General features: G+C 73.0%; 19 protein-coding genes. 4 read left to right on the top strand and 15 right to left on the bottom strand.

All coding sequences use genetic code 11. From position 1 onward, the window contains the following. Positions 1-28 precede the first annotated feature (28 nt). Positions 29-1,726, top strand: coding sequence for an MFS transporter (locus tag CXY01_RS08270; protein ID WP_146926950.1), 1,698 nt, complete (start codon positions 29-31; stop codon positions 1,724-1,726). Here the strand turns inward: CXY01_RS08270 and CXY01_RS08265 are convergent. Further along, positions 1,652-2,770, bottom strand: a complete 1,119-nt coding sequence (locus tag CXY01_RS08265) for a class I SAM-dependent methyltransferase (RefSeq protein ID WP_146926948.1) — start codon at positions 2,768-2,770, stop codon at positions 1,652-1,654. The two genes, CXY01_RS08270 and CXY01_RS08265, sit on opposite strands and share 75 nt — an antisense overlap. 59 nt (positions 2,771-2,829) lie before the next feature. Beyond that, positions 2,830-3,576 carry an alpha/beta hydrolase family protein gene (locus CXY01_RS08260; RefSeq protein WP_146926946.1) on the bottom strand — a complete coding sequence of 249 codons (747 nt, stop codon included), beginning with the start codon at positions 3,574-3,576 and terminating at the stop codon, positions 2,830-2,832. A gap of 57 nt (positions 3,577-3,633) precedes the next feature. Between CXY01_RS08260 and CXY01_RS08255 the strand changes: the two genes are divergently transcribed. After that, the gene (locus CXY01_RS08255) at positions 3,634-4,218 is read left to right on the top strand and encodes a DinB family protein (RefSeq protein ID WP_146926944.1); all 585 of its coding nucleotides are present in this window, start codon (positions 3,634-3,636) and stop codon (positions 4,216-4,218) included. On the opposite strand, the gene CXY01_RS08250 is transcribed toward CXY01_RS08255, so the two are convergent. The 5 genes from CXY01_RS08250 to CXY01_RS08230 all read right to left on the bottom strand — a co-directional run bounded on the left by CXY01_RS08250 (position 4,205) and on the right by CXY01_RS08230 (position 8,386). Next, complete coding sequence (locus CXY01_RS08250; RefSeq protein WP_146926941.1) at positions 4,205-4,531, bottom strand: hypothetical protein; 327 nt, start codon at positions 4,529-4,531, stop codon at positions 4,205-4,207. The genes CXY01_RS08255 and CXY01_RS08250 overlap by 14 nt on opposite strands. Before the next feature lie 110 nt (positions 4,532-4,641). Next, on the bottom strand, positions 4,642-5,304 hold the full coding sequence (locus CXY01_RS08245) for a hypothetical protein (protein ID WP_146926938.1): 663 nt from the start codon (positions 5,302-5,304) through the stop codon (positions 4,642-4,644). A gap of 22 nt (positions 5,305-5,326) precedes the next feature. Continuing rightward, entirely contained in the window at positions 5,327-6,643 is a 1,317-nt protein-coding gene (locus tag CXY01_RS08240) for an NAD(P)/FAD-dependent oxidoreductase (RefSeq protein WP_146926936.1), read from the bottom strand. A gap of 47 nt (positions 6,644-6,690) precedes the next feature. Further along, a complete protein-coding gene (locus CXY01_RS08235) occupies positions 6,691-7,617 on the bottom strand; it encodes an RNA polymerase sigma-70 factor (protein WP_246125155.1) in 927 nt (308 codons plus the stop codon). Between the two features lie 22 nt (positions 7,618-7,639). Beyond that, complete coding sequence (locus CXY01_RS08230; RefSeq protein WP_146926931.1) at positions 7,640-8,386, bottom strand: SDR family oxidoreductase; 747 nt, start codon at positions 8,384-8,386, stop codon at positions 7,640-7,642. A 146-nt stretch (positions 8,387-8,532) separates the two neighbouring features. On the opposite strand from CXY01_RS08230, the gene CXY01_RS08225 reads away from it, so the two are divergent. Continuing rightward, positions 8,533-9,717, top strand: a complete 1,185-nt coding sequence (locus tag CXY01_RS08225) for a YibE/F family protein (RefSeq protein ID WP_146926929.1) — start codon at positions 8,533-8,535, stop codon at positions 9,715-9,717. Here CXY01_RS08225 and CXY01_RS08220 read toward each other — a convergent pair. From CXY01_RS08220 to CXY01_RS08210, 4 genes are all read right to left on the bottom strand, one after another. Then, entirely contained in the window at positions 9,694-10,971 is a 1,278-nt protein-coding gene (locus tag CXY01_RS08220; RefSeq protein ID WP_246125154.1) for a YibE/F family protein, read from the bottom strand. The genes CXY01_RS08225 and CXY01_RS08220 overlap by 24 nt on opposite strands. 37 nt (positions 10,972-11,008) lie before the next feature. Further along, positions 11,009-12,151: a glutathione-independent formaldehyde dehydrogenase gene (locus tag CXY01_RS08215; protein WP_146926926.1), complete on the bottom strand. Its 1,143-nt coding sequence runs from the start codon at positions 12,149-12,151 to the stop codon at positions 11,009-11,011. A 158-nt stretch (positions 12,152-12,309) separates the two neighbouring features. Beyond that, complete coding sequence (locus CXY01_RS20800) at positions 12,310-12,456, bottom strand: hypothetical protein (protein WP_186813328.1); 147 nt, start codon at positions 12,454-12,456, stop codon at positions 12,310-12,312. A gap of 88 nt (positions 12,457-12,544) precedes the next feature. Beyond that, a complete protein-coding gene (locus tag CXY01_RS08210; RefSeq protein ID WP_146926924.1) occupies positions 12,545-13,276 on the bottom strand; it encodes a DUF72 domain-containing protein in 732 nt (243 codons plus the stop codon). Positions 13,277-13,374: 98 nt separating this feature from the next. On the opposite strand from CXY01_RS08210, the gene CXY01_RS08205 reads away from it, so the two are divergent. After that, on the top strand, positions 13,375-13,638 hold the full coding sequence (locus CXY01_RS08205) for a GlsB/YeaQ/YmgE family stress response membrane protein (RefSeq protein WP_146926922.1): 264 nt from the start codon (positions 13,375-13,377) through the stop codon (positions 13,636-13,638). Between the two features lie 62 nt (positions 13,639-13,700). Here CXY01_RS08205 and CXY01_RS08200 read toward each other — a convergent pair whose 3' ends face one another. From CXY01_RS08200 to CXY01_RS08185, 4 genes are all read right to left on the bottom strand, one after another. Continuing rightward, positions 13,701-14,375, bottom strand: a complete 675-nt coding sequence (locus CXY01_RS08200) for an AIM24 family protein (protein ID WP_146845044.1) — start codon at positions 14,373-14,375, stop codon at positions 13,701-13,703. 44 nt (positions 14,376-14,419) lie between these two features. After that, the gene (locus CXY01_RS08195; protein ID WP_146926920.1) at positions 14,420-15,319 is read right to left on the bottom strand and encodes an ABC transporter permease; all 900 of its coding nucleotides are present in this window, start codon (positions 15,317-15,319) and stop codon (positions 14,420-14,422) included. Next, positions 15,309-16,034: an ABC transporter ATP-binding protein gene (locus CXY01_RS08190; RefSeq protein ID WP_222594519.1), complete on the bottom strand. Its 726-nt coding sequence runs from the start codon at positions 16,032-16,034 to the stop codon at positions 15,309-15,311. Before CXY01_RS08190 ends, CXY01_RS08195 begins: the two co-directional genes overlap by 11 nt. A gap of 62 nt (positions 16,035-16,096) precedes the next feature. Further along, the gene (locus tag CXY01_RS08185) at positions 16,097-17,209 is read right to left on the bottom strand and encodes an ABC transporter substrate-binding protein (protein ID WP_146926916.1); all 1,113 of its coding nucleotides are present in this window, start codon (positions 17,207-17,209) and stop codon (positions 16,097-16,099) included. Positions 17,210-17,414 lie beyond the last annotated feature (205 nt).

Below are 17,414 nucleotides of genomic sequence, written 5' to 3'. Positions count from 1 at the left end.
TGCAGCCGGAGACGGGGAGCGGTGCCCGATGGCCCAGAAGTCCGGCGGAGCGGCGGGCCTGGTCCTGTTCACGCTCGCCACGGCGCAGTTCCTCATGACGCTCGACAGCTCGGTGATGAACGTGTCCATCGCCCAGGTCGCCGCGGACGTCGGGACCACGGTGACCGGTATCCAGACGGCGATCACGCTCTACACGCTCGTCATGGCCAGCATGATGATCACCGGCGGCAAGATCGGCAGCCTGATCGGCCGGCGGCGCGCGTTCGCCATCGGCTGCGTGATCTACGCGTGCGGGTCGTTCGTCACGTCGATCGCGCAGAGCCTGACGGTGCTGATCATCGGCTGGTCGGTGCTGGAAGGGCTCGGAGCCGCCCTGATCATGCCCGCGATCGTCGCCCTGGTGGCGTCGAACTTCGTGTCGAAGGACCGCCCGAGGGCGTACGGGCTGGTGGCGTCCGCAGGTGCCATCGCGGTGGCGGCCGGTCCGCTCATCGGCGGGTTCGTCACCACGTACTGGACCTGGCGGTACGTGTTCGCCGGCGAGGTCGTGCTCGTCATCGGCATCCTCGCCCTCACCCGCAAGCTGGCCGACGCCGCACCGGAGGCACGGTTCCGCCTCGACTACGTCGGATCGGTCCTGTCGGCCCTCGGCCTCGGGCTGGCGGTCTTCGGTGTGCTGCGGTCGGGGGAGTGGGGGTGGGTGCTCACCCGTCCGGGCGGTCCGTCGTGGCTCGGTCTGTCCCCGACCATCTGGCTCGTCCTGGCAGGGATGGTGGTGCTGCGGCTGTTCTTCTCGTGGGAGAACCGGATGGTGGCAGCCGGTCGCGAGCCGCTCGTGCGCCCCGCGATGCTGCGCAACGCCCGGCTGGCCGGCGGGCTGACGATGTTCTTCTTCCAGTTCATGATCCAGGCGGGGCTGTTCTTCGTCGTGCCGCTGTTCCTCTCGATCGCCCTGGGCCTGACCGCGCTGCAGACCGGGGTGCGGCTGCTGCCGCTGTCCGTCTCGCTGCTGGTCGCCGCCGTCGGCATCCCGCGGTTCTTCCCGAACGCCTCCCCGCGGGAGGTGGTCCGCTGGGGCCTGACCAGCATGCTTCTGGGCATCGTGGCGCTCATGGGTGCGCTCGAGGTGGGCGCGGGTGCGGAGATCGTCGCCGTCCCGCTGCTGCTCGCGGGGTTCGGGGTGGGCGCGCTGTCGTCGCAGCTCGGAGCGGTCACCGTCTCGGCCGTGGCCGACAAGGACGCGGGCGACGTGGGCGGCGTGCAGAACACGATGACCAACCTGGGCGCGTCGCTGGGGACCGCGGTCGCCGGGTCGATCCTCATCGCGACGCTGACCTCGACCCTGCTCGTCGGCCTCGGCTCCAACCCGCAGGTGAGCGCCGAGGTCGCGGAGACCGCGAGCGTCCAGCTGGCGTCGGGGGTGCCGTTCGTCTCCGACGTCCAGCTGGCGAGCGCGCTGGAGGACGCCGGGCTCCCCGCCGACGAGGCTGCGGCGATCGTCGCCGAGAACGAGGCGGCCCGCATCGACGCGCTGCGGGCGAGCCTCGCCGTGCTGGCCGTGATCGCGGCTCTCGCGCTCTGGTTCTCCCGCCTGCTGCCCACCGCGCCGGTGGGATCGGACCCTGCCGTCTCCCGGCCGTCGGGCGAGCCGTCAGAGGTGGAGCCGGTAGAACCGGAACATCTCGTGCTCGACCGGGAGGACCTCGACGCGCGAGAACCCGGCTGAGGTGGCGTAGCCGGCGAGCACGGACGGACGCATCACGGTGCCGGTGCCGACCCCGCCGGGTGTCGAGAGCCCGTCGGGGAGGCAGCACACGATCGAGTACCCGTAGAGCAGGCGCTCCACCGGGTCGGCGGGTGCGGAGAAGGAGTCCGCGGTCCGCTCGTCCATGACCAGGACGAAGCCGTCGTCGCGAGCGATCGCGCGCATCGCCGCGAGGACGCTGACGGGGTCCGGCATGTCGTGGACGCACTCGTACGCCATCACGACGTCGAACGCGCCGGCGCGGCTGCCGGCGAGCTCGGCGGCGTCCACGGTCGCGAACGTGACGCGGCCGTCGAGCCCGCGGTCGGCGGCGTGCCGACCCGCCGCCGCGACCGAGGGCTCGTCGACGTCGAACCCCTCGAACGTCGGCTCCGGGAACGCAGCCGCCAGGCCGAGGGACGACCAGCCCTCACCGGTCCCGATGTCCGCGACGCGTGCGCCACCCTGCAGGGCGGTGTGCAGCTCGGGGATCGACGGCACGATCCGGTGCGGGAGGTCGTCCAGGAAGAGCGGGCGGTTGAGCGCGGCCTGGGCCGTGCGGGCGTCGTCCCCGAGCTGGGACCAGCTCACGCCGCCGCCGGACCGGGCGGCGTCGACGAGGTCGTCGATCCGACGGCACACCGCCATGACGAAGCCGGCCATCGGCGCGACGTGCAGGGGGCTGTCGGGGTCGGTGAGGACGCTGACCGCGCCGGGCGCCACCCGGTACCGGCGACGGGTCGCGTCGACCGTGCCGTCGTCGTCCCCGTCGTCCACGAGCAACCACCCGCCCACGGCCTGCTGCTCCAGCCACTCGCGGGCGTAGCGCTCCTGGGTGCCGGTCCGGCCCGCCAGGTCGACGGACGAGAGCGGCCCGGCGTCGAGGAGCGCCTGGTACCAGCCGAGGCTGCGGCCCAGGTGGATGGCGACCAGGTCCATCCCGCCCAGCGTCGCCGCCAGGACCCGGTCCGCGAAGGCGGCTGGCTCCGCGTCGGCCGCAGGGGTCTCGAACAGGTCGGTGCTCATGGTTCCTCCGGGGTGCGGGCGCAGGTCTCCCGAAGTCTGGACCGGTGCACCGTGCCGCGTCAGGTCAATACCCTCCGCAGGCTCGCGAGCACGACCGGCCATGCCGCGGACGTCGGGTCGACGAGCTCGAAGTGGCCGGTGCCGGGGACCTCGACGAGGTCGGCGCCCGTGCGGTCGCAGTAGCTGCGCGCCACCTCGACGGGCACGACGTCGTCGAGCAGGCCGTGCACGACGACCGTGCGGGCCCGTGGGGTGCCGAGAACGGCAGGGTCGGCGGCGGCGAAGCGGTCGGGGACGGTGGTCGGGCTGCCACCGAGCAGCTCGCGGACGGCACCGCCGCTCAGGCCGAGCCGGTCTACCACGGCGAGGTCGGCGGCGGGCGCGAGAGCCACGACACCGCGGACCAGCGGTGCACGCGCCGAGCGGCCGGGTGCACCCGCCGGGAGCCGGTCCCGCGCCGCGGCCCAGAGCGCCAGGTGACCGCCGGCCGAGTGCCCCAGGGCGGCCACCCGTGCGAGGTCGACGCGGCCGTCGAGCGCGGCCTGCACGGCATCGACGGCGTCACCGACGTCCGTGAACGTGGCGGGCCAGCCCCCGTCACCACCCACCCGGCGGTACTCGACGTTCGCCACGGCGTACCCCTCGGCCGTCAGCGCGTCGGCCACCACCCGCAGGTGCACCCGGTCGTACGCGACGCGCCAGAACCCGCCGTGCAGGAGCACCACGAGCGGCGGCGTGGTCGCACCCGGTGGGAACGTGACGTCGACGACCTGGTCGGGGTGGGTGCCGTAGCGGAGGGTCTCCACACCCGGACCCTACGCATGTGGGCTCTTCAGTCCCACGGGGCACGGCATAGTGGCCGGATGGACGAGAAGGACACGCTGCACGAGTACCTGCGCCTCCAGCGCACGAGCCTCCTGTGGAAGCTCGACGGTCTGGGGGAGTACGACGTCCGGCGGCCGATGACGCCCACGGGCACCAACCTGCTCGGGCTGGTCAAGCACGTCGCCAGCGTCCAGCTCGGCTACTTCGGCGAGGTGTTCGGGCGACCGAGCGAGCGCGAGCTGCCGTGGTTCGACGACGCCGCGGAGGTCAACGCGGACATGTGGGCGACCCCCGACGAGACGCGCGAGGGGATCATCGAGCTCCACGAGCTCTCGGCCGCGCACTCCGACGCGACGATCGACGCGCTGCCTCTGGACGCGCCCGGTGACGTGCCGTGGTGGGGCGAGGACCGCCGCTCGGTGACGCTCCACCAGATGCTGGTGCACATGTGCGTGGAGACGGCCCGGCACGCGGGCCATGCCGACATCGTGCGCGAGCTCCTCGACGGTGCGGTCGGCCGACGCCCCGACGACGCGAACATCCCCTCGATCGGCTGGCCCGCCTACCGCGAGCGGCTCGAGGCCGCGGCGCGGCAGGCGGGGGGCGGCCCTACGCGTCCGTGAAGTCGCAGGTGATGACGAAACGGATGGGCTTGTCGAAGGTGTAGGTGCGGTCGCCCTCGTTGGCGTCGCCGAGCTCGCTGACGAAGTACGTCTTCCCGGTCTTGATCACCACGAACGCCACCGGCGACGGCTTGGTGTACGTGCGCACACCGTGGCCGACCGGGGCCTTGGTGCACGCGTACACGCCGTCGTACTCCCACGTGGTCGGGTCGGCCCGCGGGTCGAGCCGGCACGCGGCCGCGGGGCCGGCCGAGGTGAGGAGCGCGGCGCCGGCGAGGACGGCGGCGGTGAGCGACATGCGGAGACGTGCCATGAGTTCCCCCTGATGGACGACGGACACCGCGCTGGTCGCGGTGTCCGGTTTGTCCACGTTAGAGGCGGCTAAGTCGCCGGGAGAAGCCTGGGGCCGGGCGATCTCCAGGTTCACCCGGTCCCGGTGGTCCGCGCTCGTCCGGGCGTCAGCAGGATGGCCACGCTGAGCACGAGGACCCAGACGGGGAACAGCAGCTGGGCCCACTTGTGCTGGCCCGCGACGAGCAGGAGGACCAGCGCGACCGCGTAGCCGCTGAACGGGACCCAGCGCGGCACGGCGGCGGTACGCAGGGCGACCGTGCTGACCGACAGCGTGAACACGGCGGCCATCCGCATCGCGTACACCGAGACGAGCGCCTCGGTGGTGCTCCGGCCGAACGTCCAGACGCCGGCGTCGAGGTCCTCGCCGGACGTCATGGCGACCAGGCTGCTCGCCGTGACCGCGCCCTGGAACACCATCGCGAGGAAGAGCAGGCCGCTGCCCAGGAAGACGGTCGAGAAGAGGCGGTCCTCGACCTCGCCGAGCTGGTCGCGCACGACGCCGATGAACCAGAGGAACGCGATCCCGGCGAACGGCACGAGGTCGAGGGCGAGGCCGACGAGGGCGCGTCGGCGGGCGTCGAGCGGGCTCCCGCCGACGGTCTCGTCCCCGACGGCGAGCCGCATCATCACGAGCGCGGCGATGAGCAGGACCGCGAACACGATCCCCGCCACCGCGGCGGACCGCCGGCTGCGCCATCGTCGGGCGACGAGGCCCGGCACCGGTGTGCTCACGGGGTCATCCTGGCAGTACGGACTACCGCGGCGCGCCTCCCCGCACGAACGCGTCCCGGGGGTGCTGGACGCCGGCCAGCGACACGATGTCCCGGCCGAAGACGCCCGCGGCCAGCCAGCCGGCCAGGACCCTGATCTTGCGCTCCCACGTGGGCACGGCCAGCACGTGGTAGCCGCGGTGCATCACCCAGGCCGGGAAGCCTTTGACCACGAGCCCGCGGTACTGGAACACGCCCTGGCCCAGACCGAGCGTGGCCACGACGCCCAGGCTCTGGTGCACGTACTGCTTGGGGGTCCCGCCGCGCAGCACCGCGGTGAGGTTGGCCGCGAGGTGCCTGCCCTGGCGAACGGCGTGCTGGGCGTTCGGCACGGTGCGGGCGCCGGGCGTCCCGACGGCGACGTCCGGGACCGCTGCGTCGTCACCGGCCGCCCAGGCGTCGGGCACGACGGCGTCCGGGGTGCCGATCCGCAGGTCCGCCCGGACCCGCAGGAACCCGCGCTCGTCGACCGGGAGGTCCGTGTGCTGCGCGACCACCGGGTTCGCGGCGTTGCCCGCAGCCCACACGATCAGCTCGGAGTCGAACGCCTCGCCGGTCGAGAGGACCACGTGCCCGCCCACGGCGGACACCAGCTGGGTGTTCAGGTGGACGTGGCCACCCCGTGCTTCCAGGGCCTGCACCACCCACCGTCCGGGCTCGTCGGTCACCTCGGGCAGGATGCGACCCGCCGCCTCGACCAGGTGGAAGCTCAGGTCGGCGGGGGAGAGCTCCGGGTAGGAGCGCAGCAGCGAGGTGGCCAGCGACAGCAGCTCACCGAACCCCTCGACCCCCGAGAAGCCGCCACCCACGAACGTGACGGTCAGGAGCCGCCGGCGCTCGGGTCCAGGGGGCAGCACCGACGCGCGGTCGAACGACGTGAGGAGCGTGTCGCGGATGGCGACGGCCTCCTCGACGTGCTTCATCCCGATGGCGTGCTCCGCGATGCCCGGGATGGGGAACGTACGGGTGACCGCGCCGGCGGTGATGACGACGACGTCGTAGGAGATCTCGACGGGGTCGCCGTCGGCGGGGCGGACCTGCAGCGCGTGGCGCGCGTGCTCGACCCGGGTCACCTCGCCCGCGACCACCGTGGTGCGGCGCAGGTGCTTGCGCAGCGAGACCGCGGCGTGGCGGGCCTCGACCGACCCGGCCATCACCTCGGGCAGGAACGGCTGGTACGTCATGTACGGGCGGGGGTCGATCACGATGATCTCCGCCTCGTCCGGACGCAGCTTCTTCTCCAGGTTCCACGCGGCGTAGAAGCCCGCGTAGCCACCACCGACGATCACGATCCTGCGCATCTGTGTCACACCCTCTCGACCGTGCAGGACGCCCGGACGTGACACCGTCAGGCGGCGGGCGCGAACTGCCGCAGCTTGCTGGGGCTCACGACGATGTAGACGTGCTCGATCCCGCGGTCGGACACGTCCAGTGCGACGACCGCCTGCGGCTCGCCGGCGGCCGACGTGACCAGCAGGGCGGCGCCCCCGTTGGCCTCGACGATCCGCAGCGTGGAGGCCTGCCAGTACTTGCGCAGGACGTTGTCGAGGAACGTGACGGTGCGCGCGGCGCCCACGAGCTCGACGCGGGAGGCGTGCACCTCGCCGCCGCCGTCCGGCCGGACGACGACGTCGTCGACGAGCAGGCGCTCCAGCCCGTCGAGGTCCCCGACCCGGGCAGCCGCGACGAAGGACTCGAGCAGCCGGCGATGCCGGGCGGGGGAGGCGGGAGCCGAGCGCCCGGACTCCAGGTGCTCCCGCGCCCGGCGGGCGACCTGGCGAGCGTTGACCTCCGACATCTCGAGGACGTCGGCGATCTCCCGGTAGGAGTACCCGAACGCCTCCCGCAGCACGTAGGCGGCACGCTCCGTCGGCCCCAGCTTCTCGAGCAGGAGGAGCACCGCAAGCTCGAGCGCCTCGGCCCGCTCGGCCCCCAGCGCGGGGTCCGCGGTGGTGTCCACGGGCTCCGGGAGCCAGGGGCCGACGTACGTCTCGCGCCGGGCGTGCGCCGAGGTCGTCGCGTTGATGGCGAGCCGGGTCGTGGTGGTGGTGAGGAACGCCGCGGGGTTGCGCACGACGCGGCGGTCCGTGCCCTGCCACCGCAGCCACGCGTCCTGCACCACGTCCTCGGCCTCCGCGACGCTGCCCAGCATCCGGTAGGCGATGCCGAACAGCCGCGGGCGCACGTCCTCGAACGCGGCCAGGTCGGAGTCCGGGACGTTGGCGTTGCGCCCGGCGGCCGGCGCGCTCGGGTTGTCCGTGGTGTCGCTGGTCACCCGACCCAACATAGGGGTCGCCTCAGCGTCGAGGGGCCGCCCAGTCCTCGAGGCGGGTGCGGCCCAGGGCGGCCTCGCCGACCGGGACCAGCGTGTCCTCGTCGAGCGTCGCGCCGAAGTACGTGGCGGTCGGGTCGGTGACGACCTCGCGCGGGTCGTCGCGCGCCGCGAGGAAGCGGCGTCCGAGGTCGTCGAGCCGGAACCGCTCGGGCCCCGCGATGTCGGCGCGGCCGTGGGTGGGAGCGCCGAGCGCGACGTCCCGCAGCGCCTCCGCGACGTCGTCGGCGGCCATCGGCTGGATGAGCACGTGGGCCAGCCGCACCGTCGAGCCGTCGGTCGCGGAGTCGACGATGCCGCCGACGAACTCGAAGAACTGGGTCGCGTGCACCAGCGAGTACGGGATCGTGGAGGTCTCGATGAGCTGCTCCTGCGCGATCTTCGCGCGGAAGTAGCCGCTCTCGGGGAGGCGCTGGGTGCCGACGACCGACAGCGCCACGTGGTGGCGGACGCCCGCGACCGCCTCGGCGGCCAGCAGGTTGCGGGTCGAGGTCTCGAAGAACTCCAGGACGGCGGCCGCCTCGAACGACGGCGAGTTCGACACGTCGACGACGACGTCGGCGCCGACCAGCACGTCGGCCAGGCCGTCGCCCGTCAGCGTGTCGACGCCGGTGCCGGGCGACGCGGCGACGGCCTCGTGGCCCTGCGCGGCGAGCAGCGTGACCAGCTTCGAGCCGACGAGCCCTGTGCCGCCGATGACGACGATCCTCATGGGTGAACCTCCGGTGTCGGTGACCAGCGACGCGCTGGTCGTCTCTTCGACCGCACGGGACGGCGGGACGTGACACCGCGCTCCCGGAGTGCGAGCGACGGCGTGTCCCGGCCCGGTCGCGGGGCGCGCCGACGGATCCTGGGGCGATGAGCGCGCACACCCACGACGGCGTCCCGGCCTCGCCGCAGGTCCGTCGGCACGCGCGCCGGGTGTTCACGGCCATCCTGGTGCCCGCCCTGCTGGTCACCCTGGTCGGTGCGTGGGTGCTGTGGCCGACGGGCGAGCGGCCGGTCCTGGACACGGCGCCGCCGGGCATGACCTTCCCGACGGTGACCGTGGCCGAGGTGTTCCCGGAGGCCTCCGACCCGCTGCGGCAGGTCCGCGTGACCACGGCCGACGGGTCGAGCGCGTGGGTGCAGGTCCCGCCGGAGTACCTGCCCGAGGTCCACCCGGGAGACCGGATCATCGCCGCCGACCTCGGCGCGATGGGGACGCCGGAGACGGGACTGGTGTTCACCGACTTCGTGCGCGGTCCGCCGCTCGGGCTGCTCGCCGCGGTGTTCGCGGTGCTGGTCGTCGCCGTGGCCCGGTGGCGGGGCGTCGCCGCGCTCGTCGGGCTCGGCATCTCGATGGGCGTCATCGGGGTGTTCATGCTCCCGGCGCTGCTCGAGGGCAAGCCGGCCCTGCCGGTGGCCCTGGTGACGTCGTCGGCCATCATGTTCGTCGTCCTGTACCTGGCGCACGGCTTCACGCTGAAGACCTCGACGGCCCTCGTCGGCACCCTGCTCGGGCTCGTCGCGACGGGCTTCCTCGCGTCCTGGGCCAGCGGCGCGGCGCACCTGACCGGGCTGTCGGGGGAGTACGCGCTCGACCTGCTGTCGTACGCCCCGCAGGCGCGGATGAGCGCCATCCTCCTGTGCGGCATGGTCATCGCCGGCCTCGGTGTGCTGAACGACGTGACGATCACGCAGGCGTCCGCGGTGTGGGAGCTCCACGGCAGCTCGCCCGACGCCGGGTGGCGGGAGCTGTTCGGCCGCGGCATGCGGATCGGCCGCGACCACATCGCGTCGACCGTCTACACGATCGTGTTCGCCTACGTCGGCGCGACGCTGCCGCTCGTCCTGCTGGTGAGCATCTCCGACCGCGGCATGCTCGACGCCCTGACCAGCGGCGAGCTGGCCGAGGAGGTGGCCCGGACGCTGGTCGGCTCCATCGGGCTGGTGCTGGCCATCCCGCTGACGACGGCCATCGCCGCGTGGGTGGTCCGGTCCGGTCGGTCGGCACCGGCGACCGAGGGGGAGCCGGAGCTAGTGGACGTGACTGTGCCCTGAGCTCCGGCGCAGGTCCGCCGGTGCCTGCGCGTGGGCGACGACGGCCGCGATGGCGGTGGTGAACGGGATCGCCAGGATGAGCCCGATGGCACCCGCCAGGGTGCGCACGATCTCCTGGGCGAACTGCCCGCTGGTCAGGGTCTGACCCAGCGGGAGCCCGTAGATCTGCAGCAGCAGCAGGACGGGCAGCGAGGCACCGGCGTACGCGAAGGCGATGGTGTAGATCGTCGACGCGATGTGGTCCCGGCCGATCCGCATCCCACCCGTGAACAGGCCCTGCCACGTCGCACGCGGGTCGACGGCGCGCAGCTCCCACACGGCCGAGGCCTGGGTGATGGTGACATCGTTGAGGACCCCGAGCCCGGCGAGCACCACGCCGCACAGGAAGACCCCGCGCAGCGCGGCCGCCCCGTTGTCGCCGAGGAGCCCCGCCAGGCGGTAGTCCTCCTCGGTCGTGGCGCCGCTGAGGTGCGCCGCGTCGGCCCCGAGGGCGCCCAGCGCGCCGACCAGCAGGAGGCCGGTCAGGGTGCCGAGCAGCGCCGTGCTGGTGCGCAGCGAGAACCCGTGCGCGAGGTACAGCACCACGGCCATGATCACCGCCGACGCGCACAGCGCCAGCACCATGGCGTTCTCCCCGGCGATCAGCCCCGGCAGCACGTACTGCCACAGCACCACGAACGCCAGGAGCAGGCCGACGATCGCGCGCACGCCCCGCCACCCGGCGACCAGCGCCGTGACCACGACGAACGCCAGCGCGAGGGTGGCCAGCGGGACACCGCGGGCGAAGTCGGACCAGGCCCACGTCTCCGGGGCACCGTCGGCCGCCGGGTAGTGCTGCACGACGATCCGCGTCCCGTCCGGGACGTCGGAGGCGGTCAGCGTGGGGGTGGCCCACACCTCGATGTCGCGCCCCGACTCGGCGCCCGACGTGACGGTGGCGAGGACCTTCAGGCACGGGACCTGGTCGGGCTGCGAGCCGTCCGGCAGCCGGTCCTCGACGGTGGACTCGCACTGCTGCGCCCGGGTGCCGGTGACCGTCGCGGTGACGTGCTCGACGCCGACGTCGACGAGCCCCGCCCGCTGACCGGTCGCGCCGTCGTCCTGCGGCCAGGTCAGGAGCATCCCGACGACCGCCGCCAGCAGGAGCGGCGCCAGGACCAGGCCGAGGATCAGCGTGGCACGGGTCGCACCGGTGGCACCGTCCGGTCGGCGGCGGGTCGGCGGGAGGGGCGTCGGCTCGTCCGGTGCGGTCACGCGGACGATTGTGCGGTACCGCGGTGGGGTCCGCCGGTCACGACGCGGGGTGCAGCAGCACCTTCGTCCAGCCGTCCTCGCGGGCGTCGAAGTGCGCGTAGGCGTCGGCCGCGTCGTCGAGCCTGAGCTCGTGCGAGACCAGGAACGACGGGTGGGCCCGGCCCGCGACGATCAGGTCGCGCAGCTGGCGGTTGTAGCGCATGACCGGCGCCTGCCCCGTGCCCATGTGCTGGCCCTTGGAGAAGAACGTCCCGTAGTCGAACGCGACCCGCCCCTCCTTGGCGCCCTCGGTCGCTGCGCCCGGGTCCTGCGGCACGTACACGCCGACCACGCCGATGCCTCCCGTGCTGCGCACCACCTGCACCAGGTTGTCCAGGACCAGCTCGGGGTGCTCGTCGCCGGACGGGTCGTGCGCCTGGTAGCCGACGGCCTCGACGCCGCAGTCGGTGCCCCGGCCCAGGGTGGCGTCCATGATCTGCTCGACCGGGTCGCCGGCGGAGAAGTCGACGGGCAGGGCGCCGATCTTGTCCGCGAGCGCCAGCCGGTCAGGCTCCTTGTCGACGACGAACACGCGGGAGGCGCCACGGATGAGGGCGCTGTGCGCCGCCATCAGACCGACGGGGCCGGCACCGAACACCGCGACGTCGTCACCCGGTGCCATGCCGGCGAGCTCGGTGCCGTGCCAGCCGGTGGGGAAGATGTCGCTGAGCATGGTGAAGTCGTTCTCGTGGTCCGTGCCCTCGGGGAGCTCGAGCAGGTTCACGTCCCCGAACGGGACCCGCAGCGCCTCGGCCTGCCCGCCGGGGTACGGACCCATGTTCGCGTAGCCGTACGCGGCACCGTCCACGCCCGGGGTGGGGTTGGTGCGCAGGCAGAACGAGGTCCACCCGTGCAGGCAGTTGCGGCACGTGCCGCACGCGATGTTGAACGGGACGCTGACCCGGTCCCCGACGCGCACCCGGGTCACCGCAGGACCGACCTCGGCGACGACCCCCATGTTCTCGTGGCCCAGCACCGTGCCGTGCTCGACGTTCGTCCGACCCTCGTACATGTGGAGGTCCGACCCGCAGATGTTCGTGGTCGTGATGCGGACGATCACGTCCGTCGGCTCCTGGATCCGCGGGTCGGGGACCTCCGTCACGGTGACGTCGCGGGGACCGTTGTAGACGACTGCGCGCATGGTGCGCCTCTCCGTCGACGCGCCGGGGGTGGCGCGTGCGTGACGGCGGGCTGCTCCACCGGGGTCCGTCCATCGTGCGTCCGGTCCGGCGCCCGCGCACGGCGGGCATGAGCGAGGCGCCGCACCCGGTGGGGCTGCGGCGCCTTGCTGTGCGGGTCCTAGCGGGGGTCGGCGTTCTCCTCGTCGAGCCCGTCGGCCTTGATCTTCTCGGCGTCGGTCAGCTCGGCCTCGGCCTCCGCCTTCACGTCGCGGACCACCGGAGCGTCGTCACCGGTGTCGTGGACGATCCTGTCGTCGCTGTGCATCTCGACCTCCTCGTCGGTCAGTCTTCGTGCGAGAGGCGAGCGTAGGACCGGTGGGACGTCGGCGCGCGTCGAGCGACGGGCGCCCAGGTCACGCGCCCAGGATCCGGCGCAGGGTGCGCGCGTTGTGCACCGCGTTGCCCCCGCCGTCGTTGTTGAAGTACGCGAGCACGTCGTGACCGGCGCTGGACCACTCGCGGATGCGGTCGGCCCACCAGTGCAGGTCGTCGTCGGAGTAGGAGCCGCCGTAGAGGTGGTCGTGGTCCGGGCCGTGCATCCGCACGTACACGGTCCGCGCGGTCGCGCGCAGCACGCACGGCAGGTGCGCGCCGCTCATGACGACGTTGGCGGCGCCGTGCCGGGCCAGCAGGTCGAACACGTCGTCGTGCTGCCACGACGGGTGCCGCAGCTCGACGGCCACCGTCACCCAGTCGGGCAGCGAGCCGAGGAACCAGTCCAGCCGGGCGTCGTCCCGCTCGTGGTCCGGCCGCAGCTGGACGAGCAGGGCCTCGCGCCTGTCACCGAGCTCGTGCCACGAGCGCGCGATCCGGTCCGGCCAGGGCTCGGGTGCGTACAGGCGCCTGGCGTGGGTGAGGCCGCGCGACGCCTTCACGGACATGCGGAAGCCCTCCGGGAGCCGTCGACGCCACCCGGCGAAGGTCGAGTCCCGGGGCCACCGGTAGAAGCTGGCGTTGAGCTCGACGGTGTCGAACTCCTGGACGTACCGGCCCAACCGCTCCCACGAGGGCAGTCCGGGCGGGTACAGGACGTGCTCCCAGTGGTCGTACGACCACCCCGAGGTGCCGATGCGGATGCTCGCCACGGAGGCAACCTCTCGTCTCAGCGCGCGAACCGGGCCGATCACCCCTAGATTCACTCGTCGCCGTACCCGGCGTTTTCATCACCGTGAGGAGCCTCATCATGACCCCCGCAGGCATCATCTCCGCGATCATCATCGGCGCCATCATCGGCGTCCTGGGCCGCCTGGTCGTCCGCGGCAAGCAGAACATCTCGATCCTCGTCACGATCCTCGTCGGCATCGTGGCGGCGCTCCTGGGTACCTGGCTGGCCGGCCTGGTCGGTGTCCAGACGACGGACGGCATCGACTGGATCGAGCTGCTGTTCCAGGTCGTGCTCGCCGCGATCGGCGTCGCGATCGTCGCCGGCTCGGGACGCCGTCGCTGATCCGTCGCGCAACCTGACAGGAGCGGCCCACCGTGCGGTGGGCCGCTCCTGTGCGTCCGGGGCTAGCCCTGGCTGCCGGGCAGCGGGTGACCCTCGGAGGCCTGGACCACCACGAAGCCCTGTCCGGTGAGCCCGAGCTGGTAGGCCTCGCCGGATCCCCGGCCGATCACGGCGCCGAGCTTGGCGGTCTTGCGAACCGTGGACTGCAACGACGTCGACCACAGCACCGCCGCCTGCATGTCGACGTAGGTGGGCACGTCGACCTGCAGGACCACAGGCGTCCCGTAGGCGGTCACCGCCAGGGCGCCGGTCCCGGTGAACGTCGTGTTGAACAGGCCGCCGCTGAGCATCGAGGCGCCCTCCACGCGGTTGATGTCCCAGGTCAGGGTGCTCTCGAACGCGAGGATGCTGGACCCGCTGACGGTGACGCTCTCGCCCTCGAGATGGATGATGAAGATCTCGTCGGCGTCCTGGGCCAGGAACACGTCGCCGCTGCCGGAGACCTTCATGAGCGACATGCCCTCGCCGGTGAACGCCTTCTTGAACATCTTGGCGACGCCGCCGCTGCCCTGGTAGTTGAAGTCGACGTCGCCCTGGTAGGCCACCATCGACCCCTGCTTGGCGTAGAAGAAGCCGCCGGTGCCGGCGAGGTCGACCTTGAGCATCCGCTCGTTCTGGAGCACGAAGCTGCCGGGCTCGGTGGACCGTTCCGCGTTCTGCATGAGTGAGCTGCGCATCGACGCATGCTAGTCGGAGCGCCCCGACGGGGACCGGCGCGCGGCTAGCGGGAGGACACCTGCCCCGTCAGGCCGCGGGAGTGCAGCACGTGCCGCTCCAGCGGCGCGAAGACCACGAGCTCGATGACGATGCCCACCAGGAAGATGAGCCCGATCGACGCGATGACCAGCGACATGTCGCTGGTCACCCGGCCGAGGTCGAGGATCTGGCCGAGCCCGGTGCCGAGGCCCGTCTGCACGATGAGCTCGGCGGCCATGAGCGAGCGCCACGCGAACGCCCAGCCCTGCTTGAGCCCGCCGAGGAACCCGGGCAGGGCCGCCGGCAGCAGCACGAACCGGATCCTGGTCCACCCCGTCGCGCCGAGCACCTGACCGACGCGCAGGTACAGCGGCGGGACCTGGTCGGTGCCCGCGAGCAGCCCGTTGACGATCGAGGGCACCGCGCCCAGCAGGATCACCGCGTACATGGTGGCGTCGGTGAGCTGGAACCAGATGATCGCGGCCGGGACCCACGCGACCGACGGGAGGGACTGCAGGCCGGTGATGATCGGGCCGAACGCGCGGCGCAGGAGCGGGGAGGCCGCGAGCGCGACGCCGATGGCCACGCCCACGACGACCGACATCGCGAACCCGACCGCGGCTCGTTGCACGCTGAGGGTGACCGCTCGCCACGCAGAGCCGTCCTGGATGGTGCCGAGCAGCGTCTGCCACGTGTCCGCAGGGCTGGGCAGCGCGTAGGGCGGCTTCAGCTCCAGCACGTAGGCGACCTGCCACACGACGAGGACGGCGCCGAGGGCGGCGAGGACGGGCCAGACCGCGCGCCACGCCGCCCGCCAGGCAGGGCTGCGCGGGGCGGCGACCGGGGTCTCGAGTGCGTCCAGGCCTGCCGCGAGGTCGTCGTCGGAGGTCCGACGAGCAGGCGGGACCGTCGTGTCAGTGGCCATGGCGGGCGATCTCCTGTCGCAGGTCCTCGGTGATCTCGGCGCTGAGCCGCGATACGTCGGGGTCTTCGATGCGCCGCGGCTGCGGGATGTCCACCGCCCACTCGCGGGCGACGCGTCCGGGGCGCGAGGACAGCAGGACGACGCGCTGGCCGAGCCGCACCGCCTCGCGGACGTTGTGCGTGACGAAGATGACGGCCCGCCCGGTCTCGGTCCAGATGCGGGTGAGCTCCTCGTGGAGCACGTCGCGGGTGATGGCGTCGAGCGCGGCGAACGGCTCGTCCATGAGCAGGAGGTCGCCCTCCTGGGCCAGCGCCCGTGCCAGCGCCACGCGCTGCCGCATGCCACCCGACAGCTCGTGGACCCGCTTGGGGCCGGCCCCGTCCAGCCGGACGAGGGCCAGGAGCCGCTGCGCCTCGTCCCGCCGCTCGGCACGTCCGACGCCCCGCAGCCGCAGGGCCAGCTCGACGTTCCCTGCGGCCGTGAGCCACGGGTAGAGCGCGGGCTCCTGGAACATGAGCGCGGGCCGGCCGCCGGGCACCTCGACGGTGCCGGCGACGGGCTCGTCCAGCCCGGCGACCAGGGACAGCAGGGTCGACTTGCCGCAGCCCGACGCCCCGAGCAGGCAGACGAACTCGCCCGGCTCCACCGTCAGGTCGATGCGGTCGAGGACCGGCGGCCGCGACGCCTCGCCGAAGTGGTGCGACACCCCGGTCAGACGCGCCGCGACGGCGGCCGGGGCGATGGAGCCCGGGCCGCCGGCCGCCGTCACGGTGGTGGTCACTTGCCCGACGCCCCGAGGCCGCCGTCCGAGACGGGCTCCTGGTCGTTCTCGGCGAGCACCTCGTTCAGCAGGGTCAGGTCGTAGATGCCCTGCAGGTCGGTCTCCTTGGACGTGCCCGCCGCCACCGCGTGGTCGGCGGACGTCTGCAGGCTGGACGCGATGGGGTCGAGCGTGATCCGCAGGTTGCCCCACGCGCGGTCCAGCACGTCCGTGGACAGCGGCTTGCCGCTGAGCTTCTCGATGACGGTGTTCGACAGGGTCTTGGCCTCGTCGGGGTTGGCCGCGATCCACTCGGAGGTCGCGTACTCCGCCTCGAGCAGCTTCTTGACGGTGCCCGGGTACTTCGACAGGTACTCGGTGGCGACGATCAGGTGCGTGGTGACGAAGTCGCCCTCGGGCCACAGCTCCTTCTCGTCGAGCAGCACGTGCGCGCCGGCGTCGACGACGAGGCGCGAGGCCCACGGCTCCGGGAGCCACGCTCCGTCGAGCTCCCCGGCCTTGAACAGGTCGAGCGTCTGCGAGTTCTCCTGCGGCGCGATGGTCACGTCGCTGGCCCCACCGGTGAGCGACGTCTCCAGGCCCTCCTCGGCGAGCCAGGCGCGCAGCGCGACGTCCTGCGTGTTGCCCAGCTGCGGGGTGGCGAGCGTCGTGCCGACGAGGTCCTCGGGGGAGTCGATGCCGTCGCGGACGACGAGCTGGGCACCGCCGGACGTGGCGCCCGAGACGATCCGGACGGCCTCGCCGTTCGACTGCGCGAACGCGTTGATCGCCGGGTTGGGGCCGATGAACGTCGCGTCGATCGCGCCGCCGAACAGTGCCTCGACCGCGGCCGGGCCGGCGTTGAAGATCGACGTGGTGAGCGTGGTGTCGCCCAGCGCCTCCTGGTACGTGCCGTCGTCGACGCCCACGAGGGCGACGGCGTGCGTCAGGTTGGCGAAGTAGCCGAGGCGCAGCTCAGGGGCCTCCGCGAGGTCGGCGGCTGCCGCGGACGCGTCGGCGGTGGAGCCGGCGGCGGGCTCCCCGGCGGCGGAGGACGAGCACGCGCCGAGGGACGCGAGGAGGCCGGCGGCGAGGAGTGCTGCGGTCAGGCGGGCGGGACGGGCGGTCATGTCAGGTCCTTCGGGGTCGCGGGTCGAGGGGGCGGGCGGTCGTCATCGACGACATCGCCGCGCGCGCTCGGTGCGCGGGTGCGGTGCGAGGTGGGGCCGGCTGGGCGCCATGGGGTGGGTCTCCGCGGGGACGGGGTGGAGGCACACGCGTCACGCCGAGTCGTCGGGGGATCGACGAGGGCCGGGCGTCGGACGCGCGGCCGGG

It is taken from the genome of Cellulomonas xylanilytica, from assembly GCF_007989805.1.
GTDB lineage: Bacteria > Actinomycetota > Actinomycetes > Actinomycetales > Cellulomonadaceae > Cellulomonas > Cellulomonas xylanilytica.
This window is presented reverse-complemented; position numbering and strand designations above follow the sequence as displayed.